This window comes from Micromonospora marincola (genome assembly GCF_056150385.1).
The window spans coordinates 119687-139128 of record NZ_JAXCFT010000008.1 but is presented as its reverse complement, the minus strand read 5'-3'; the positions used below and the strand labels follow the sequence as shown (position 1 = coordinate 139128).

The following is a 19442-nucleotide window of genomic DNA, read 5'->3' as shown; positions in this document are numbered from 1 at the left end:
TCTCTCCCCGGCCGTCGCTAGTGGACTTGATCGAAGGTAGAGGACACCGGGGACACCGGCAACCATGAGCACCCGCTGATGCTCACATGCCTCCTGGTCGACAGAAAGCCACGACCAGGGGCTTCGTAGGGCATTTACCGCAGAGAACGGGCACCAAAAAACTTTGTTAACTCCCCAGGTGTTAACCCGCCAAGGGGCGGGTTGCCGAAACGGTAGGTGACGCTTCGCCGCATTCAGCCCGCTTCGTCGCAGTGGGGCCGGCCGGCCCCGCCCATGCGGAGCGGCTAAAGACCGTTCCCGGCCGCTCGACATCCGGCTGTCGGAGGTACGGCCTCGGCTTGGAACCACCGGCGGCGAGCCAGGTCGCCGGGCTCAGGTTGGCGGCTGGCGAGTCGCGTCACGCGGAGACGGTTTCGTGGGGTTGGATTCAGGGCGTCGCCGTGTGTCTGGGAGCGCCGCCGTGAATCCGTATGATCAGCTTGCTGGCCTTGACCTGCCGACCCTTCAGGTGTTGGAGGCGGCTCTGGCGCTGGGTGGCCTGGTCACCGAGGCGGAGGTGTCGGCGTTGGTCGGCGCCGACGCGACGCCGTACCTGCAGCGCGCCGCCGATGCGGGGCTTGTCGCGCGGCTGCGGAGCCGGCTCACGGTGAGCGGCATCATGCGAGAGGTCTTCGCCCGTCCGCTGGGTGTCGGCCCGGCCGCTGGTCAGCTCGCCGCCGTGTTGAACGTCGATGATCTGAAGGTGGTGGCGAGCAACCTGGGGCTGCCCACGAAGGGCCGCAAGGCGGACCTGCTGGAGGCGGTGGCGGAGTTCTTCCTCGACCCGGACAACGTGCACGCTCTGGTCAAGCGGATGCCGGCCGCGACGCGGACGGTGTTGCAGGAGGCTGACCGCGACGGTGGACAGATCCGCCGCTACGGCGGCAGCGGCATCGCACACCGTGGCCGGTATCCGAACCGCTACCGGCAGGTGCATCCGCTGGACTGGGCCGAGGAGCACGGGCTGGTCTACCGCGTGACCTGGGAGGACTTTCAGCTGGCGGGTCAGGTCGCGCTCGCTGTGCGAGAAGTGGACTACCGGGCTCCGTTCCAGCCGCAGGAGCCGCCGGTTGCCTGGCACACGCCGGATCCCGCGACAGTGCGCCGCGACGCCCAGGCGCAGGGCATTGCCGTGGTCGGGCTGTTGTCAGCGCTGCTGGACGGGGCTGGACGTGAGCCGCTGGCAACGGTCAAGGCCGGCGGCGTGGGCGTGCGCGAGCTGACCCGGACGGCGAAGACGCTGGGCGTGACGGTTCCGACCGTGCGGCTGCTACTGGCGGTCGCCCATGAGGCCAGGCTGGCCGACCTCGACGAACGGGTGATCCCGACGGCCGCGTACGACCGCTGGCTCAATCTCGGTCTGGACCGGCGGGTCGCGGTGATGCTGAAGGCGTGGCACGAGCTGGAGTATCTGCCGTCGTCGCAGACTGGGCCGTGGGTTCCGGAGCACCGCCAAAGCTGGTCTCCGCAAGCCCGGATCGCCGCACTGCGCGCGTTGGGCGACCGGGCGACGACGAACCTCGAGCAGGCCGCCCAGTGGATGTGGTGGCAGCAGCCGCTGACCTTCGGCGGCACCACGACCGTGCGCGGCCTGCTGGACGAGGCCTCAACCCTGGGGATCCTCGGCGCGGGCGCTGTCAGCCCTGCCGGGCAGGCGCTGCTGGCCGACACGGACATCGCCGAGGCAGTCGGCGACCTGGGTGAAGTCGCCCGTACCGCCCGGCTACAGGCCGACCTGACCGCGGTCGTGGCGGGAACACCGAGCCCAGAGCTAGCTGAACTCCTCGGTTCGACCGCCGTCGTCGAGTCCCGCGGCATAGCCACCACCTGGCGCTTCAGCCCCGCGACGGTACGCGGCGCGTACGACGCAGGCTGGACCCAGCAGCGCCTGACCAAAGCCCTGGCGAAGATCGCCGAAGGAGAGCTGCCGCAGCCGCTGGTCTACCTGCTCGCAGACGTCGCCCGCCAACACGGGTCGGTCCGGGTCGCGCCCTCGGCAAGCACCCTGGTCAGCGACGACACCGCGCTGCTGGCGCAGATCTGCGCCGACAAGCGGCTGGACAGGCTCAAACTGCGTCTGCTCGCCCCGACCGTGCTGGCCAGCCAAGCCACCACGGCTGACACGATGGCCGCCCTGCGCAAAGCCGGCTACGCGCCCCGCCAGCAGAACGCCGACGGCCGCGACGTCATCGAGAAGGCCCGCCGCCACCGCGCCTGACGGGCTGGAGAGCACCATGCTGATCGTACGCGCGACCAAGAAACTCCTCGATCACACTCACCCGCCTCGGGCTGTCGAAGGAGACCACGACACGACCCTGCTGGGCCCGTGGTACGCCACCGCGCTGTTCTGGCGGCCCCGGCTGGCGCTGCTGGTCAACGAGCGAACCCTGCTACCGGTCCTGCTGCCCCTGGCACCAGGGCGCAGCCTTCCCGCCCGCGTCCCCGACGAGATCGCGACGGTCCTCGACGCCCACCAGGTGCCCAGGGCCTTCATCGCCGACGAGCTACGGCACATGCAGGACTGCCGATTCGGCACGACGGCCAACCGCAGCGTCGTCGGGATCATGAACGAATTTACCAAGATCGCCGAGAACTACACCGACGATTCCGCTCACCCCAACCTCGTCACACTGTCGCTCCGGCTGGCCACGACGCCTTGCAGCCCCCTGTACGCCACGAACGTCAGCCCCGATCGCGAACTGGCAGCACTGGTGGGCGCTGCCGGATCAGGGAAGGGGGTCGACGGCGTGCAACATAGCGAGTAGACCGTCGATCGCCCCCCCACTCGTTCGGGATGGGGTCCGGCGAGAAATGCATCATCTTGTTACGGATGCCGGCGACATCCTTGACCTGCTGAACGAACTGGGCGTGGTCGAGCGGCCAGTCGAGGAGCAGGAAGTGCTTCTCGTCCTTGAAGACGTGGACGTAGGCTCCGAAGGTCAAGCTGTCAGCGTCCTTGTGTCTCTTGTTCGTGGCGGTCTCGATGATGTCCGGGGCGATCCTGGACTTCACCCTACGGTGCAGTCGGCGCTCACATTCCTCGATCATCGTGAAGGGCCTGGCGATCTCACCAAACCGGTTGGTCAGGTCGGCAGCTGTCACGATCCCCGCGATCGTCTTGCCGTCTCTCGACCGGATGAAGACGAAGCCACGGCTGGAGATCTCGTCGATGCGTGGCAACACCAGCTCGTCGTAGGCGGCGTCTGGCACGGTCTGCTTCGCCTGATCGACCGTCGGCACTGCCTGATGTGCCATCTGCGCCTTTGCGATCGACTCCCAGCTGAGGGCCCCCTGGAACGTGCCGTCATCGTCGATCACTGCGAGTTGCGAGTAGTTGTACCGCAGCATCAGTGTCCGGGCCAACACGATCGAATCCGTGGGGCGCACCGATACCACTGCGGTGTCCGTCCGCAGCAGGTTACCGAACCGCAGGGTGAACGGCTTGTCCGGGACGAGTTCGTCGTCGGCAGGCTCGTCAGACTCGGTTTGAGCACTGTCCTCATCGTCGATCAGCTTTTCGGCTGCAGTCTCGTCTGTGGAGTCGTCGGCCTCGGCGCCAGACTTGAAGACGCGGATGCTGCTGCCGATCCAGCCCTCAGTGAAGGGCGGAACCGTGGTGAGACCGTTCTCGCTGAGATCGCGTTGGATGATAGCTACAGCGGAGCTTGTCCGTCGCCCGGCGTCCCACTGTCGAAGGAGCTCCCGGATGGTTAACTCCAGGCCGTCCTCAGCTGCGACGGCGCGGGCGATGAAGTCGTCCGGGGTCACCCACTCGTTGCTGGACATCTCCTCAGCGGTCGGACCGGGGTCGACGCCAGTCTCGGCGAGTGCAGCGATCCGTCTCGCGGCTCCGTTACGCCGAAGCTGACAGATGGTCAGCAGTGACCCCAGGCTGTAGAGCAGATCCTGCCCGATCGCCGATCGCGGCAGCGCCCGTTGAATCCAGATGACCGGGCGCACGTGGCGCCGATCCGCTGCGGCATCCTGGCGGTAACGGTATCCGCCGGCGATCCGGCCGATGGCGACGTGGTCCGGCACGGTCTTCAGTGGCAGCACTACGTAATCGTCGACCTCCATGACCTGGATGAGACGCCACAGCTGCCCGGTCCAGTTCGCCACCACCGTTCGGGAGCGGTTCGGGTATGCAGCGCGAACAACCGCGTGTAGTTCTCTGCGCGTCGCCACCTGGCTGAGGTCGCCCACCTCCGGCCAGCCGGCAATGACGAGGGACTGTTCAAGGGCGTCCGCCTCGCGCTCGCGGGTAGGAAATATCAGCAGCGTGCGCTATTCGTGGCCGGTAGCCTGGCTCGGTGATCGACAGCGAGGGGATGTTCCTCGGCTCGGAGGCTGCGAGGCGGCTCGCTGAGCAACGCCGTGTCGAGTTGGAGCCTGGTTTGACGGCAGCGGAGTTTGACCGTGTCGAGGAGCGGTTTGGGTTCGAGTTCGCCGATGATCACCGGGCGTTTCTCTCGGCTGGACTGCCGGTGGGCCAGGGTTGGCCGGACTGGCGTGACGGCGAGGTCGAGCAGCTACGTGGTCGCCTCGCCTGGCCGGTAGAGGGCGTGCTGTTCGATGTCGAGCACAATTCTTTCTGGCACGACGAGTGGGGAGCGCGGCCAGCTGATCGTGGTGAGGCGCTCGCGGTGGCGGGCAAGCGGTTGGTCTCGGTGCCGCAGATGGTCCCGGTGTACTCGCACCGCTATGTGCCGGCCGGGCGCGGGACGTTCGGCCACCCGGTGTTGTCCATGTACCAGACGGACATCATCTTCTACGGCGTCGACTTGGTGGACTACGTCCATCAGGAGTTCGGCGCCGACGACGGCCTCGATCGAAACGATCCGCGTTGGCAGCCACACGCGACGGTGGCGTTCTGGCGGGAGCTGGCCGGGTGATCGCCGGTGCCTGAGTACCGCGGCGACGCTGACGATCCTCGGTATGACGGGTGGTCGTACCTCGGCGACAGGTACCGCTGTCCGCTCGCTGACGCCGAATTGAGCTGTCATCACCGCGCGGGCCGGTTACTGGCCGAGCAGCGAGACAGCGAGTTGCGGCAGATGGCGGCCGAGGGACACCGGTGTGCGTTCGTCCGGTTGATGGAGCTGCTGGTCGAGGCCGAGCGGGTGGAGGATCTGCGCGAGCTTGCGCTCAGTGGGGATGAGCGTGCCGCAGTGACGTTGGCGGAGTACTGGGTGCGCCGAGATGACGAGGCGGCGCTGCGCCGAGAGACAGCGGTCCTGCCCCGCACCGGGTTGTGGCTGGCCAGCCTGCTGAAGGATCGCGACCGGAAGCGTGAGGCGGTGCAGGTGCTGACCGCGCTGGCCGCCGACGTCGGCACCGACGAGCGTCACCGCCAGGAGGCTCGGGGCATGCTCCAACGGTGGACGAGGCGGGATGCGTCGTGATGGCCGCGTCAGAGCTGGCCGACACCGTCCGCGCGGCGTGGCAGCAACGGTGGCCGCAGTGTCCTGCGCTCGCGCACCAGCTGCGGGGGTGCTATCCCGAGCGGTGGGTGCGCTTCCACAGCCTCCCCGCGTCGAAGCGATATGCCGACGACGCCAGCGAGTACGCGATCATTCTTGATCGCCACAACACGGTGCTGACCGAGCTGTCACCCGGCGTCTCGCTGATCGTCATCACCTGTGACTGGACCGGCCAGAACGGCCCTCCGCTGCAGCGTTCCCCGTTGCTGGCGCGACTCGACCCGGACGGCGTGTACTGGGCCACGGTCCAGCCAGATCCGGACGACGAACCCGACTTTCAGGTGTACTGGCATCTGTTCGCCAGCCGTCGAACGTGGCATCCGGGCGTCCTGGACGATCTGCTTCGCGCGGTAGCGGACGACGAACTGATTAATGTGATCATCGGCCCGTCGGACCTCCGGTGGCTCTATCACCCGTACGACGGCGGCGCCGACGTGATCCTTCCAAGCCCAGCTGACCGAGATGAGCTGCGGAATCGGCATCCGGAGTGGTTGTCTGGGCATCCGGCCGGACTGTGACGCCCCACCTTGCGGTTTGAGGAGTAACGGCTCAGGTCTGCCCTCAACCCGCCCACGGGTTGGGTCCCTGCCTGACCACCACGAAACCTGCTGGTTCGGGCGCTGGCCACATCTCCACGCAGTAGCGGAAATAATCACCGGGCTCGTCCGGATTCGGGCTACCACTCGGGCTGACGGCTACCGCCCGCGCCCGGAGAAACAGCACCCAACATTACGTTGCATCTGTTGCAACATCGCTCGGTTCGCCCAGTAGCCCATCGGCTCCCCGCATAGCGAGCACCTCCGTTCGACCGCGAGGCGGGTCGAGGTGGTGGTGTTGATCGTGGTGAAGTCCACGTGTGACCCGTCGCCGGTCGGGTTGGGGTGGATGTTGACCGGCAGATGGGCAGGCCGCGCCGCGCGTCGTGAGGACGCGCGGCCAGCGCGGGCGGCAGCTCTGGCACGTCGCCGGGCGGGTACGGCATGACTTGCCGCCTACGGTGCCGGGACGGCTGTCCCTGATGGCGAGGCCCGGATTGACCGCGCGCACGAGACCGGCGCTGTCCGCGTCGTCGAACACGATCAGGAGGTTCGTGCCGAGGATCGCGTACACCCGACCGTGATCGGGTGGCCAGGACAGCGAGGCGGCGCACCGGTGCGCGGCGAGCCACCGGCCGATGAGGTCGGCCGGGTCACCGTCCGGGGCGTCGGTGTCATACCCCTCGCCGTCGAGCCACGCCAGGTGATCAGTGACGGTCCAATCGGGGTGAGCGAGCCATGTCTGCCAGACGGCCTGCCGTAGGGTCAGCCGGGCCGGTACGCCCAACGGGTCGGCCGGTTGCGACCCGTGCGGGCCGGGCACCGGGCACAGCGGCGTGCCGTCGGTGTGTGACGCGGCCGGGCGCGCGGCGAACCCGTTCAGGGGCCATCACGCGGCGGCACCAGCAGAGCCGCTTGCTCGCATTCGGGGCAGCGCAGCGACCCCGGGCCGGTTGTCCGCCCGTGGTCGGGGTGATGGTGTGTGGTAGCCATCAGTCGTCGTCCCTTCCGGTTGTGGGTGGGCGTGCGGATGCCGGGGCCGGGCGTCGTGCCCGGCCCCGGCGGGGCGGTAGGTCAGGCAGCTACCGGCGCGGCGGCGGCCTCGTCGGTGCCGGCCTCGTCGCCGGTGGCGGTGTCGTCACCGGTGGCGGTGTCGTCACCGGTGGCGGTGTCGTCACCGGTGGGCGCGGCGGGAGTCTGCGGCCGGGTGAGGAACGCGCGCACCTCGGCGGTCGGGGCGGGCGCGTCGTCAGCGAGGGCGTAGGTTTCCGGGGCCTCGCGGGTCAGTACCAGCACCCCGGCCGTGGCCAGCTTCCGCATGCCGTTGCCGACCGCGCCGGGGCTGCGTCCGCCGATCTCACGGGCGACGGTGCCGGGGGTCACGTCGTGGCCGGGGCCGAGGTCGCGCATGAACGCCTCGACCCGGTTGCGCAACTCGTTCTTGCCCAACTTGACCGACCCGTCGCCGTTGATCTCCCCATTAGGGCGGCCGGTACCGGCAGCCCGGCGCACGGAGGGCCGGCGGATCTTGCGGGTGTGCCCGCACGTCGGGCACGTGGTGTGGGTCGGCGCGTTGGCCGGGTCCACCGTCGCGAGGTCACCGTCACCGATGATCCACAGCCCGGTGCCGCAGACCAGGCAGGGCCACGCCGACCGCGCCGACCACCCACCGGTCCTCGCCGGTGCGGGCTCGGATGACCAGAAGCCTCCACACGGCATCCTGTGCCGCGGCGTTGCAGGAGGGGTGCATGAGGATCGCCGACAGCTCGGTCAGCGCGATCCGGCGACACGGCAGGCCGTGACCGAGCTGCCGGCCGTCGACGGCTTGCGGCTGCGGGCCTTCGCCGCACAGCCGGAACCGGTAGTCGATCGCGTCAAGCAGTGCCCCGCCGGGCCGTGATCCCGGGTGACCGGCGAGCGTCCCGGTGGAGGAGCGAGTGTTCGCAGACATGGGGGTACTCCCTGGTGGTGTTTGTGATTGCCGGGCCGGCGATCGAAGGCCGGTCGGCGGTGCAGCACCCACGCCACCAGGGCGCTTGAACACAACTTGAACGCTGATGATCTTGTTCTAGGTTGAACTGAGCGTGATCAGCTGGAACGACGATGACAGCTCCCGATGCGATGCCTGGCAGCGGCTTCGCCGGACTCACGGCCGTGTGCAACCGACTCGCTGCCCGTTCAAGCCGCCGCCCGACGGGGACACCGGTCGCCTCGTCAAGGGCTCGGACAACCGCGTACGCACCCGAAGGCATCGACGCGAAAAAGCCCGCGCCGAAGGACTCGGGCCGGAGGTGTTCATGGTCGGTGGCAGTCCGCGAGCTACGACAGAGCGTGTTCACGGCACTCCGTTGCCGAGACGACCGTGTTCGAGGTGAAAGTTTGATCTTGTTCATGGCATCGCGAGAAGCGATGGGTCATCGCAGGACGCTGCCGGCTCAGCCGTTACACATCTCGGTCGCAGCCTGTCACGGTGGTGTTCAGCCACTGACCTGCGCGTTCAACCTCGTCACGATCTTGTTCATCCCGCTTGAACACGCCGGCCGCGTCGGACTCAGCGGCCGGCGGTCGGGCGCTGTCCTCCAAATCGAGGCCCTGATCTGTATTCCCTTAGTGTCAGCGCTTGTCGGCGGACGTGGCCCACCACCCATGCCGCAGACCCACTCGCACAATCCCGAGCCCCACACCGAACGCCCACCCGTCGGGCTGTTCCTCGTCCCCACCCACCGCCGCGACGCGCCGCTAGCCGATCCGGCCGCCTGGCACGGACTCGACCCGCAACGCCTCGCCTGGCTGATCCGGCACTACACCCGCGACGGCGACCTCGTGGCCGACCTCGACAACCACCCCACCGTCGCCAGCGCCGCCCGGTACCTGCACCGCCACTCGGGCACCATCACTCCCGACGGTGGTGACCTCCTAGCCACCGACGGACGGCCCGTCCGCGCCCGGCGCGTCGCCGAGGACGGCGTTGCGCTGTTGCTGGCTGGGCTCCCCCGCCCCGATCACGATGACCTCGGATTACGCGACACCGCCGCAGCGATGCACCGGTGGCACCGGCTACTGCGCCCCGGCGGCTTCGTCCTCGTCGCGCTGCCCATCCACGGCATTGAGTCGGGTCAGATCTCGCGGCGCAGCATCGTCATCAGCGCCGCCCGCATCGCCGGGCTGAACTACCACCAGCACATCCCGGTGCTGGTGTTCCCCCTCCCGGGCCGCGACCCGCGCACCGACGCGGCAACCGCCGCGAGCACCGTCCCCGCGCTGCTGCACGGGCGGCATGTGCGCACCCACATGGACGTTCTGGCGTTCACGGCGCCCACCCTCGACCAGGAGGACACCGATGCGTGAGCCCATCCCCACCGCCGCCTCCACCACCGACCACGACGCCAGGGACGTCGGGCGGCTGTTCGCTCTCATCGCTGCCGGGACGCAGGGCTCGGTCCTGCTGACCGGACAGACCGCCTCCCGAGACCTACGGCGCGGCCGGTACACCCCGGCCTCCATGGAGCACCCGGGCAAGATGCTGCCCACCATCCCCCGCTACCTCACCGCCACTTACACCCGGCCCGGCGATCTGGTGGTCGACCCCATGGCCGGCATCGGCACCACCCTCGTGGAAGCCATGCACCTCGGCCGACACGGCATCGGCGTCGAGTACGAGAACCGCTGGGCACAACACGCCGCCGACAACATCCACCTCGCCATCAGCCAAGGCGCGACCGGCACCGGCGAGATCTACATCGGGGATGCCCGGCGGCTCCCCGCCCTGCTGCCCGTCCGACGTTCATGGCCGGGTCTCGCTGGTCATCACCTCACCGCCGTACGGGCCGTCCACCCACGGCCACGTCCGCACCCCCGGCCCCCGCCGAGGCAAGGTCCGCAAGATCCACCACCGGTACGGTGCCGACGCCGGCAACCTCGCCTACACCGAACACGCGGAACTGGCCGAAGGATTCACCCAGATCCTCACCGGCTGCGCCGCCGTGCTGCGGCCCGGCGGGTACGTCGCCGTCACCGCCCGCCCCTACCGCCGACGCGGCGAACTCATCGACATCCCCGGCATGGTCGCCGCCGCCGGACTCGCCGCCGGACTGACCCTGGTCGAAGAACTCGTCGCGCTCATCGCCGGAGTCCGCGACGGCGTGCTGGTGCCGCGGGCCTCGTTCTTCCAGATGAAGAACGTCCGCGACGCCATCAACACCGGCGATCCGCAATGGCTCATCCAGCACGAAGATCTTCTGCTGTTTCAGCTACGCAGATGAGTGACCACCCGTCGGAGAAGCTGGCCACAACTTCCGGGACGAGACCGGCGCCGAGCGTCGAGTTTTGTACCGAACTAGAGCTGACCGATGCCGTGGCCCGCGCGCTGCTGACGCTGCTGCAACACTCGTCCACCAGCAGTCGTCAGGGTTCGGTCGAGTCCACTGACGCTTGATCCCTTCATGCCGGTATGCGTGGATCTGGCTAATGACGCGTCCGCCGGCCACCCCATGCGCGCGGTGGTCGGGGGATGCCCGCCCACAACCCCCGGAAGGCTCGTTCCGTGACCATCGACGTACGCCGCATCGAAGAAACTGCCGCTGCCCTGCTCGCTGACCATGCAGACCAGTGCTTTGCGTTCTACGGCCGCGTCTCCACTGAGGACCAGCAGGACCCCGTAGCGTCAAGGAACTGGCAGCGCACACGCGCTACCGGCCTCATCGAACCGGCTGGCGGCATCATCGTCGCCGAGTTCTTCGATATCGGTCTGTCCCGCTCCCTGCCATGGAAGCGGCGGCCCCAAGCGGCCAGGCTGCTCGACGCACTCGCCGACCCGAACCGCGGCTTCGACGCCGTCGTGATCGGCGAGCCCCAGCGCGCGTTCTACGGCAACCAGTACAGCCTGACCATGCCCGTCTTCTCGCACTACGGCGTCGGCCTGTGGGTGCCGGAGGTGGGCGGCGCGATCGATCCCGAGTCCGAAGCGCATGACCTGATCATGAGCGTGTTCGGCGGCATGTCCAAGGGCGAACGAACCCGGGTGAAGGTCCGCGTCCGCACGGCGATGACCTCCCAGGCGAAGATCGAAGGCCGGTTCCTCGGCGGGCGCCCACCCTACGGATACCACCTCGCCGACGCCGGACCTCACCCGAACCCGGGCAAGGCCGCCGACGGCCGCCGCCTACACAAACTCGAACCTGACCCGGCCACCGCGCCCGTCGTGGGCCGAATCTTCGCCATGTACCTCGCCAACAACGGCTACTTCGCCATCGCCGAGGCCCTCACCCACGACGGCATCCCGTCACCATCAGCCGCCGACCCCGCCCGCAACCCCCACCGCACCGGCGAAGGCTGGGCCAAGAGCGCCGTCAAGAACATCCTGTCCAACCCCCGCTACACCGGCCGGCAAGTGTGGAACAAACAGCGCAAGGACGAGGTACTCCTCGACGTCAACGACGTCGCCCTCGGCTACGAGACCCGGATGCGCTGGAACGACAAGACCTCGTGGGTGTGGTCCGACACGATCGCGCATCCGCCGCTCGTCACCGTCAACGACTTCGAGCTTGTTCAGACGATCATGGCGGCCAGCGGTCGGGGTCGCACCGGCACCCGGCAACGAAAGACGCGCCGCCCCTACATCCTTCGCGGTCTCATGCTCTGCGGGCTGTGCGGACGCAAGATGCAAAGCCACCAGGCACATGAGACCGCCTACTACCGGTGCCGCTACCCCAACGAGTACGCCCTGGCCAACCATGTCCAGCACCCCCGCAACGTCTACGTCGCAGAACGCGACATCGTCCCCGCACTCGACAACTGGCTCCTCAAGGCGTTCGCCCCGCACCGGCTCACCGACACGATCCGCCGACTCCACGCCGCCCAGCCCGACACCGGACCCCGCACCGTCGTTCCCGAGATCGCCGCCGCCAACAAGATCATCGCGGCATGCGACGCCAAACTCTCCCAGTACCGCGCCGTCGCCGACGCCGGAGGCGACCCGGCCACCGTCGCCGCCTGGATAGTCGAGATCAACGCCCAACGCGCCGCCGCCCTCACCCAACGCGACAAAGCCACAGCACAGGAACACGCTCCCCGTCGCCTCACCGAGGACGACATCCGACGCCTCGTCGGCAGCTTCGACAACGTCCGCAACACCCTGCGCGACGCCCGCAGCGAGGACAAGAGCACCGTCTACCGCGAGCTACGGCTCGCCCTCACCTACAACCCCGTTGAAAGCAAAATCAGCGTCGAGGCTAAGCCCGACGCTGATTACTGTGGGGTAAATGTACGTGTCCGAGGGGGGACTTGAACCCCCACGCCCTATACGGGCACTAGCACCTCAAGCTAGCGCGTCTGCCATTCCGCCACCCGGACTTGCCTATCCAGCCTACCTGGTCGGCCACGGTGACCTTCGCACCGGATCGGCCGGCCCGGCGGGCCGCACGGGGCATTACTGTACACGGCTCGAAACGATCATGCACATCACCATGAGCGCCCCACGTTTCCGCAGCTCAGGACCCACAGCTTCCGGGCGGGTAGCGCGCAACCGGCGATTCCGGGCAGCATTGCTCCCGTGTCCCACCCCGCCCCGCTGACCGCCGCGCAACACCAGGCCCTCGCCCTCCGTGCCGCGGGCGACCTGACAGGCGCCCGTCGCCTGCTCGCCGACGCGATCACCGCGGCCCGACCGGCGTACGGCGAGGATCACCAGGACGTCCTGACCACCAGTCACCTGCTCGCCCGGCTGCACCGGGAGGCCGACGACCCGGCCGCCGCCCGCCGGGTCCTGGAAGAGGCGTACGCGGCCAGCGAGCGCCGTCGCGGTGACGCCGACCCGCTGATGCTCGCACTCAGCTTCGACCTCGCCGGGGTGGCGGAGGAGCTGGGCAACCGGCACGAGGCCCGCCGCAACTACGGCCGGGTGGCCACCGCCGGCCCCGCCGTGCTCGGTCCGGACCACCCGGCGGTACGCGCAGCCCGCCAGTACCTCGGCGGCTCCGCCGCCGCTCCCACCGGTTACGGACCACCTCCCGGTGGCTTCGCCCCCGCTGCCGGCGGGCACTCCGATCCGGCGCTGTCCGGGCCCACCGTGTCGCTGCCGGCGGTCCCGCCGTCGTACCCTCCGCAGCCCACCGTGCCGCCACCCGTTGCCTCCACGACGCCCGTCGCCGCGCCGGTGCCCGGTGCCGAATGGGCGCCGCAGCCGAGGCCGGCCTCCCGAGCGCCGTGGCCCGGGACCGCATCCGACCCGGGAGCCCATTCCGCCCCGCCCCCGCCGTCCCGAAACGCCTCGGCGCCGCTGCCGCCTCCTCCGGTGATCCCCACCTCGGCGCCGCAGGCCCGGCCCCCCGGTTCGGACCGGCCGGCCAGTCCCTGGGCGCCCCCTCCGCCGCCGGCCGGGGACGCGGCCAGCCGTTTTTCGGCACCGCCCGGGCAGTCCACCGCACGTTTCCCGGCACCGCCCGCGACCGGCCCCGGCCACCCGCAGCCGGTGCCGACTCCCGGCGTGACGCCGGTGCCGCCCCGGCCCTTGGTCGTGCCACCGTCACCTCCCGGTCCGCCGGCGTCAGTCGTCGGGGCGGGTCCCCTATCGCCCGCGCCGATCATTCCGCCGCCCCGTCGACCGTCGCCGCACAACGGCGACGGTGCACCTCCCCGGGCTGCTGCCCCGCCCTCGCCATCCACCGTGCCGCCCGCGCCGCGCATCCCGACGCCTATCTCCGGCCCGCCGGGGAGTGAAGTCCTGCCGCCTCCCCCGCCCGCTCCGGCCGCCCGGCCGTTCCCAAACCCACCAATCCCAGGCGCGCCGATCTCAGGGCCGCCGATCTCCGGTCCGCCGGGGAGTGGAGTCCTGCCGCCACCGCCACCCGCCCCACCGGTTTCCACTCCGCCCGCCCCGGCACCGGCATCGGGCCCGCCGGCTGATCGGACCAACGCGCTGCCCGCGCCGGAGACCCCGACGGGGCAGCGGCCCACGGTTCCGGCCGCCACGCCGCCGTCCCGTCCGTCCGACCAACCCGCCGGACCAGCGGTGGATGGCCCCGGGCCCGGTTCGGCAACGCCCGCCCCGGGCTGGGACAAGCCGACCATTCAGGTGCAGCAGATCGGCCCGTTGCTGCGCGAGGAAGCGGAGCGGCAGGCCGCCGCCTCCGCCTCGCCCACGGTCGCCGCGACAAGCGACGCGCACGCCGCCGACGGACCGCCTGTCAGCGCGCCGCCGGTGAGCGGACGCCCGATTCCGGTCAGCGGACCGCCCGTGAGCGGAACGCCGAGCAGCGCACCTGCCGCAGACGGGCCGCCGGTGGTTGGCCCGCCTCCGAGCGCACCGCCCGCCGGCGGCCCGGAGCGGGATCACCAGCCCGATGGCCCGCATCCGCCGGCGAGCGACGCCCCGCCCGGTACTCCGACGCGTCCGGCCGCCGGACCGCATGCCGCCGCGTATCCGCCGGTTGGCTCCGCGAGCGCACCACCGCACCCCGTGAGCGGGCCGCCCGGACGAACCATCCCCGGATTCCCCGTCAGCGCACCGCCCGGACCGCCTGGAGGCGGCCCCCCGGGATACCCCGCGAGCGGACCACCCGGACCGCCCGTGAGCGGGCCACCAGTCAGCGGCCCCCCCGGATATCCCGCGAGCGGACCATCCGGACCACCCGGACCGCCGGTGAACGGGCCGGGCGGGCCGGGCGGGTATCCGGTCGGCGGCTACCCGCCGCCGGTCAGCGGACCACCCGCCGCGCCGGTCAGCGCCGCGCCGGTCAGCGGTACGTCCGCGCCGCCGTGGAGCATGGTCGCGCCGCCGTGGAGCAGCGTGGCACCGTCGCAGCCGGTCGCGGCCGAGCCGTCGTCGGATTCCAACCTGACCGCGGGCGAGGACCGGAGCCCCACCGAGGAGGACCGGCACGCCGCCGAGGAGGACCCGAGCGCCACCGGGTGGGACCGCACCATCGGGCCGAACCGTGGCGACACCGACCAGCACCGGAGCACCGAGGCGGACCGGCACCCCGCCGGGGACGTGCCGGACGAGGGTCGGCCGTTGCCGGTCTACGACGGGTTGCTGGACTTTCCCGGGCCGGCGCGGCCGGAACCGGCGGCGTACCCGGAGCAGGGCTCCTGGCCGGCGGTGCCGCAGGCGTTCCACCAGAGCGCCGCGTACCCGGTGGCGGAGGAGCCGGAGCGGCGCGGTGGTCGCAACCGGACGATGCTTGCCGTGGTGGTGGGTGGCGCGGCGGTCGCGTTGGTGGCCGTGGTCGCCGGTGGCGCGGTGTGGCTGGGCCGGGACGCGCCGCCGCCCACTCCGGCGCCGAGCGTGGCCAAGCCGAAGGTGACCGGGCCGCCCCCGGGTGACCTGCGGTTGCGGGACGACACCACCACGATCACGGTGACCTGGACCGATCCGACGGACGGCGGGGTGCCGTTCGTGGTCGCCGGTGGGCGGGCCGGGCAGAAGCTCGGGGTGATGGCCACCGTGGACGCCGGGCAGACCCGCTACACGGTGAACGGGTTGAGCGCGAAGCTGGACTACTGCTTCACGGTGCTTGCGGTCTATTCGACCGACTCGTACGCCACCTCGGGCCAGGTGTGCACGGACCGCGAGGGCGGTGGCACGCCGAACTGACCGGCCACCGGCGACACGCTCGGTGTCCACCGGAGGACGGTGCGGGTTTCACCGGCCCCGGCCGGCACCTATGATGGCTCCCGGCTCTGGGGAGGGTCGACCACGTGCGGCGCCCTCCCCCACCGACGCGGGGAGGCAGCCGGCTGTGACCACCATTGAGGACGTCACGAGCACCGCCGGGCCGGAGACGGCCCGCCCCCGCAAGCGGATGCGCGGCGGGCTGGTCACCATCGGCACCGTGGCGGCGTTGCTCGCCGCGATGGGGTTAACGGTGCTCGGGCTGGGCGCCGCCGACAACGCGGTGGCCAACTTCGACTCCTCGTCCTGGCTGTGGAGCACCACGCGCAGCGAGCTGGCCCGGGTCAACGGCATCACCGCGCGGGTGGACACCCGGATGGAGGTGCCCGGCGGGCGGCGGCACCAGATGCAGGTGGCGCAGACCGACCGGCTGCTGATCCTGCGTGACCTCAACACCGGCCAGGTCAGCTCGCTTGACCTGGCGACGCTCCAGATCACCGCGACCACGCCGACCGCGCCGGGGCTCGGGGTCAGCGTGGCGCTGCACGAGGACGCGGCGTTCGTGGTGGACGCGGTGCAGGGCATCGTCCGGCAGCTCGACCCGAGGGCGTTGACGCCTGTGGGCGAGCCGGTCCGCTATCCGCCGGGCATCACCGGCGGGGCGTTCGACGGCGACGGGAAGCTGTGGATCGCGGTGCCGAGCGAGGGCACCGTCTCGGCGGTCACGGCCGCCGACCTGCCGGCCACGCCGGGTGACGCGCCGCCCGCCGGGCTCAGCCCGAAGCGGGTCGAGACGTACGACGTGGCCGAGCCGGCGCACGAGCTTGTGGTGTCCACGCTCGACGAGGGTGTGGCGGTGCTGGATCGCACGTCGGCGTCGCTGGTGACGGTCGTCGGCGGCCGGACGCAGCGGGCCGACCTGACGGTGACCGCCCCCGGCACGCTGCCGACCCGGAGCAGCGGCCCGCAGGTGCCGGTCACCGTGGCCGGTGACCGGTCGGTGCACGTGGTCGACGACGGCCGCGAGGTGAAGACGTTCACGGTGCCGGGCGCCGGCGTCCGGCTCAGCCCGGCCGTGGCCTGGGCGGGGCGGTTCTACTGCGCCGACGAGGACACCGGGGCGGTCTACTCGTTCGACGCCGCCGGCCAACTGGTGGAGACCATCAAGGGTTCCGGCCGACCCGGGCCGATGGAGCTTGAGGTACGCGAGAACCACCTGTTCATCAACCCGCCGGACTCGTCCACGGCGCAGGTGGTCGACGACCGGAACCGGGTCCGTGAGGTCAACAAGTACGCGAACGACGTGCTCGGCGGCGACCCGCCGCCGGCTCCCCCGCCGCCGCCTCCGCCGAAGAAGCCGAAGGTCAGCAAGCCGGGCGCGCCGAAGTCGGTTCGCGCCGCCGCCGGCAACGCCTCGGCGCGGGTGAGCTGGCAGCCCGCCGCGTCGAACGGCGCCGAGATCACCAGGTACGTGGTGGAGGGCGGCGGTCAGACCCACCAGGTGGGCGCGAACCAGCGTGCGCTTGAGGTCACCGGCCTGACCAACGGCGAGTCGTACACGTTCTCGGTGCACGCGGTGAACGCGAAGGGTGACGGGCCGGAGCGGCGCAGCAACCCGGTCGTGCCGACGGCCGAGGTGCCGGATCCGCCGGCGTCGGTGACCGCCGAGGCGCGGCCGGACGGCACCGTCGTGGTGAGCTGGCCGGAGGCCGACGGGCAGGGCAACAAGGTGGCGCGGTACGCGGTGACCGCGACCTCGGCCGGGGCGAGCGCACCGGCCGGCGAGTCGCCGAAGACCGAGCTGGTGGTGCCGGCCGGGCAGTTGGAGTACGGCACGCAGTACGCGTTCACGGTGACCGCGGTCAGCGACAAGGGCGCCGGGTCGAAGGCGTCGCCGGTGAGCAACACGGTGGTGCCGTTCACGACGCCGAAGGCGCCGACCGAGCTGCGCGCGTCCACCGTGGCCGACCAGCCCGGCACCGTCGCGGTGCAGTGGTCGCCGGCGGTGGAGAACGGCCGCCCGGTGACGAAGTACGTGGTGGAGGCGGCCGGGAAGACGGTCGAGGTGACAGACGTCCAGGCCACCGTGGGCGGGCTCGGCGACGGCCAGAACGTCACGGTGAAGGTGAAGGCGGTGAACGAGGCCGGTCCCGGCGCGGAGGCCACCACCACCGCCCGTACGGTGGCCGCGCCGCGGGTCACGGTGACCGGTTCGTCGGCGGACGCCACCTCGGTGACGGTGACGTTCACCGTGGACGCCGGCGGCGGGCGGGCCACCTGCACGGCGGCCACCGGCGGCAGGACGGCAAGCGGCGGCTGTGCCAGCCTGCGGGTGACCGGGTTGTCGCCGGGTACGGCGTACACGGTGACGGTGACCGCGAGCAACGCGGCCGGCAAGGGCACGGCCACCCGAGCCCAGACCACCGACCCGGTCTATGGCGTCGCCACCTGCAAGAACGGCCCGGACGGCGACCAGCGGACGTACTGCGACAAGGATGTGCCGGGCCGCAACGGCAACGAGATCTTCGAGGTCGCCCGGCAGGACAACGACCGGCAGGCGGGCTGGGTGCCGGACGGCCACCGGCTGCGCACCTACTGCAAGGCCAAGGGCGAGAACGTCGACGCCTGGATCTACAACGACAACAAGCAGAGCACCTGGTGGATCCAGGTCGACTACAAGGGCAAGACCTACATACCGTGGGCCTGGCTCAACCTGGAGGGCGGCGACGACCTCAACGTCCTGCCCACCTGCTGACCGCGCCGGAGTCGAAAGGCACACCCGTGAACACGCACGAACCGCTGAGCCAGCCGGAGGTGCAGGGCTTCGCCGCCCTGGCCGCCCGGCTGGCCGACAACGTCAACGCGGTCGTGCTGGGCAAGCCGCAGGTGGTCCGGCTGGCGCTCACCGCGCTGTTCGCCCAGGGGCACGTGCTGCTGGAGGACGTGCCCGGGGTCGGCAAGACCACCCTCGCGCGGGCGGTGGCGGCCACCGTCAAGGGTGAGTGGCGGCGGATCCAGTTCACCCCGGACCTGCTTCCCTCGGACGTGTCCGGGGTGACCATCTTCAACCAGGCCAGCCGCGGTTTCGAGTTCCACCCGGGGCCGGTGTTCGCGAACATCGTGATCGCCGACGAGATCAACCGGGCGTCGCCGAAGACCCAGTCGGCGCTGCTGGAGGTGATGGAGGAGCGGACCGTCACCGTGGACGGCGTCCGCCATCCGGTGCCGCAGCCGTTCCTGGTGGTGGCCACGCAGAACCCGGTGGAGATGGACGGCACCTACCGGCTGCCGGAGGCGCAGCTCGACCGGTTCCTGGTGAAGCTCTCCGTCGGCTATCCGGACGAGGCGGTCGAGGTGGAGGTGCTGCGCGGCGCCACGGTCCGCTCCCCCGACTCGCTGACCGCGGTCACCGACACCGCCACGGTCGGCGAGATGGTGAAGATGGCCCGGCGGGTGCACATCGCCGAGCCGCTGTACGCGTACGCGGTGCGGCTGGCCACGGCGACCCGGACCCATCCGCAGGTGCGGGTGGGGGTGAGCCCGCGCGGGGTGATCGCGCTGACCCGGGCGGCGTGCGCGTACGCGCTCATCGACGGGCGGGGCTGGATCATGCCGGAGGACCTGAAGGCGCTTGTCGAGCCGGTCTTCGCGCACCGGCTGCTGCTGACGCCCGACGCGCAGGTGCGGGGCGTCACGCCGGCCGAGGTGCTGCGCCAGGCGGTCGCCTCGGTGCCGGTGCCGCTGCCGTCGGGCCAGCCCGCCCCGGTGCACGGCTGA

At 70.7% G+C, this 19442-nt stretch carries 13 protein-coding genes, 1 tRNA gene and 3 pseudogenes; 13 read left to right on the top strand and 4 right to left on the bottom strand.

Features of this window, described 5'->3' with window-relative positions:
• The first annotated feature begins 460 nt into the window (after positions 1-460).
• Complete coding sequence (locus tag SM450_RS19010; protein WP_474621080.1) at positions 461-2257, top strand: helicase-associated domain-containing protein; 1797 nt, start codon at positions 461-463, stop codon at positions 2255-2257.
• 16 nt (positions 2258-2273) lie between these two features.
• Positions 2274-2804 carry a DUF6933 domain-containing protein gene (locus tag SM450_RS19005; protein WP_474621079.1) on the top strand — a complete coding sequence of 177 codons (531 nt, stop codon included), beginning with the start codon at positions 2274-2276 and terminating at the stop codon, positions 2802-2804.
• Here SM450_RS19005 and SM450_RS19000 read toward each other — a convergent pair.
• Positions 2722-4116 (bottom strand): CBS domain-containing protein, encoded by a 1395-nt coding sequence (locus SM450_RS19000; RefSeq protein ID WP_474621078.1) that lies wholly within the window; start codon positions 4114-4116, stop codon positions 2722-2724. The genes SM450_RS19005 and SM450_RS19000 overlap by 83 nt on opposite strands.
• Before the next feature lie 233 nt (positions 4117-4349).
• Here SM450_RS19000 and SM450_RS18995 point away from each other — a divergent pair, with 233 nt between their 5' ends.
• The 3 genes from SM450_RS18995 to SM450_RS18985 are packed head-to-tail and all read left to right on the top strand — an operon-like array spanning position 4350 to position 6037.
• Positions 4350-4931, top strand: a complete 582-nt coding sequence (locus SM450_RS18995; protein WP_474621077.1) for a hypothetical protein — start codon at positions 4350-4352, stop codon at positions 4929-4931.
• Positions 4932-4937: 6 nt separating this feature from the next.
• Positions 4938-5441 (top strand): hypothetical protein, encoded by a 504-nt coding sequence (locus tag SM450_RS18990; RefSeq protein ID WP_474621076.1) that lies wholly within the window; start codon positions 4938-4940, stop codon positions 5439-5441.
• A complete protein-coding gene (locus SM450_RS18985; protein ID WP_474621157.1) occupies positions 5438-6037 on the top strand; it encodes a DUF3885 domain-containing protein in 600 nt (199 codons plus the stop codon). The genes SM450_RS18990 and SM450_RS18985 overlap by 4 nt, the downstream gene beginning before the upstream one ends.
• A gap of 1092 nt (positions 6038-7129) precedes the next feature.
• On the opposite strand, the gene SM450_RS18980 is transcribed toward SM450_RS18985, so the two are convergent.
• Together SM450_RS18980 and SM450_RS18975 are read right to left on the bottom strand one after the other, a co-directional pair.
• Positions 7130-7642 (bottom strand): hypothetical protein, encoded by a 513-nt coding sequence (locus SM450_RS18980; RefSeq protein WP_474621075.1) that lies wholly within the window; start codon positions 7640-7642, stop codon positions 7130-7132.
• Positions 7643-7673: 31 nt separating this feature from the next.
• Positions 7674-8006 (bottom strand): annotated as a pseudogene (locus SM450_RS18975) (hypothetical protein); the annotation flags it as partial.
• Positions 8007-8434: 428 nt separating this feature from the next.
• Between SM450_RS18975 and SM450_RS18970 the strand changes: the two are divergent.
• From SM450_RS18970 to SM450_RS18955, 4 genes and pseudogenes are all read left to right on the top strand, one after another.
• Positions 8435-9403, top strand: a complete 969-nt coding sequence (locus SM450_RS18970; protein ID WP_474621074.1) for a hypothetical protein — start codon at positions 8435-8437, stop codon at positions 9401-9403.
• Positions 9396-10308, top strand: a pseudogene (locus tag SM450_RS18965) (TRM11 family SAM-dependent methyltransferase); the annotation flags it as partial. The gene SM450_RS18970 and the pseudogene SM450_RS18965, both read left to right, overlap by 8 nt.
• Positions 10309-10313: 5 nt before the next feature.
• Positions 10314-10490: a hypothetical protein gene (locus tag SM450_RS18960; RefSeq protein WP_474621073.1), complete on the top strand. Its 177-nt coding sequence runs from the start codon at positions 10314-10316 to the stop codon at positions 10488-10490.
• Positions 10491-10598: 108 nt separating this feature from the next.
• Positions 10599-12341 (top strand): recombinase family protein, encoded by a 1743-nt coding sequence (locus tag SM450_RS18955; protein WP_474621072.1) that lies wholly within the window; start codon positions 10599-10601, stop codon positions 12339-12341.
• On the opposite strand, the gene SM450_RS18950 is transcribed toward SM450_RS18955, so the two are convergent.
• Positions 12323-12406 (bottom strand) — tRNA-Leu (locus SM450_RS18950). The genes SM450_RS18955 and SM450_RS18950 overlap by 19 nt on opposite strands.
• A 199-nt stretch (positions 12407-12605) precedes the next feature.
• Between SM450_RS18950 and SM450_RS18945 the strand changes: the two are divergent.
• The 4 genes and pseudogenes from SM450_RS18945 to SM450_RS18930 form a co-directional block, all read left to right on the top strand.
• Positions 12606-13023, top strand: a pseudogene (locus SM450_RS18945) (tetratricopeptide repeat protein); the annotation flags it as partial.
• Between the two features lie 1670 nt (positions 13024-14693).
• Complete coding sequence (locus tag SM450_RS18940; protein WP_474621160.1) at positions 14694-15647, top strand: hypothetical protein; 954 nt, start codon at positions 14694-14696, stop codon at positions 15645-15647.
• A 145-nt stretch (positions 15648-15792) separates the two neighbouring features.
• Entirely contained in the window at positions 15793-18420 is a 2628-nt protein-coding gene (locus tag SM450_RS18935) for a fibronectin type III domain-containing protein (RefSeq protein ID WP_474621071.1), read from the top strand.
• 26 nt (positions 18421-18446) lie between these two features.
• Entirely contained in the window at positions 18447-19442 is a 996-nt protein-coding gene (locus tag SM450_RS18930; protein WP_474621070.1) for an AAA family ATPase, read from the top strand.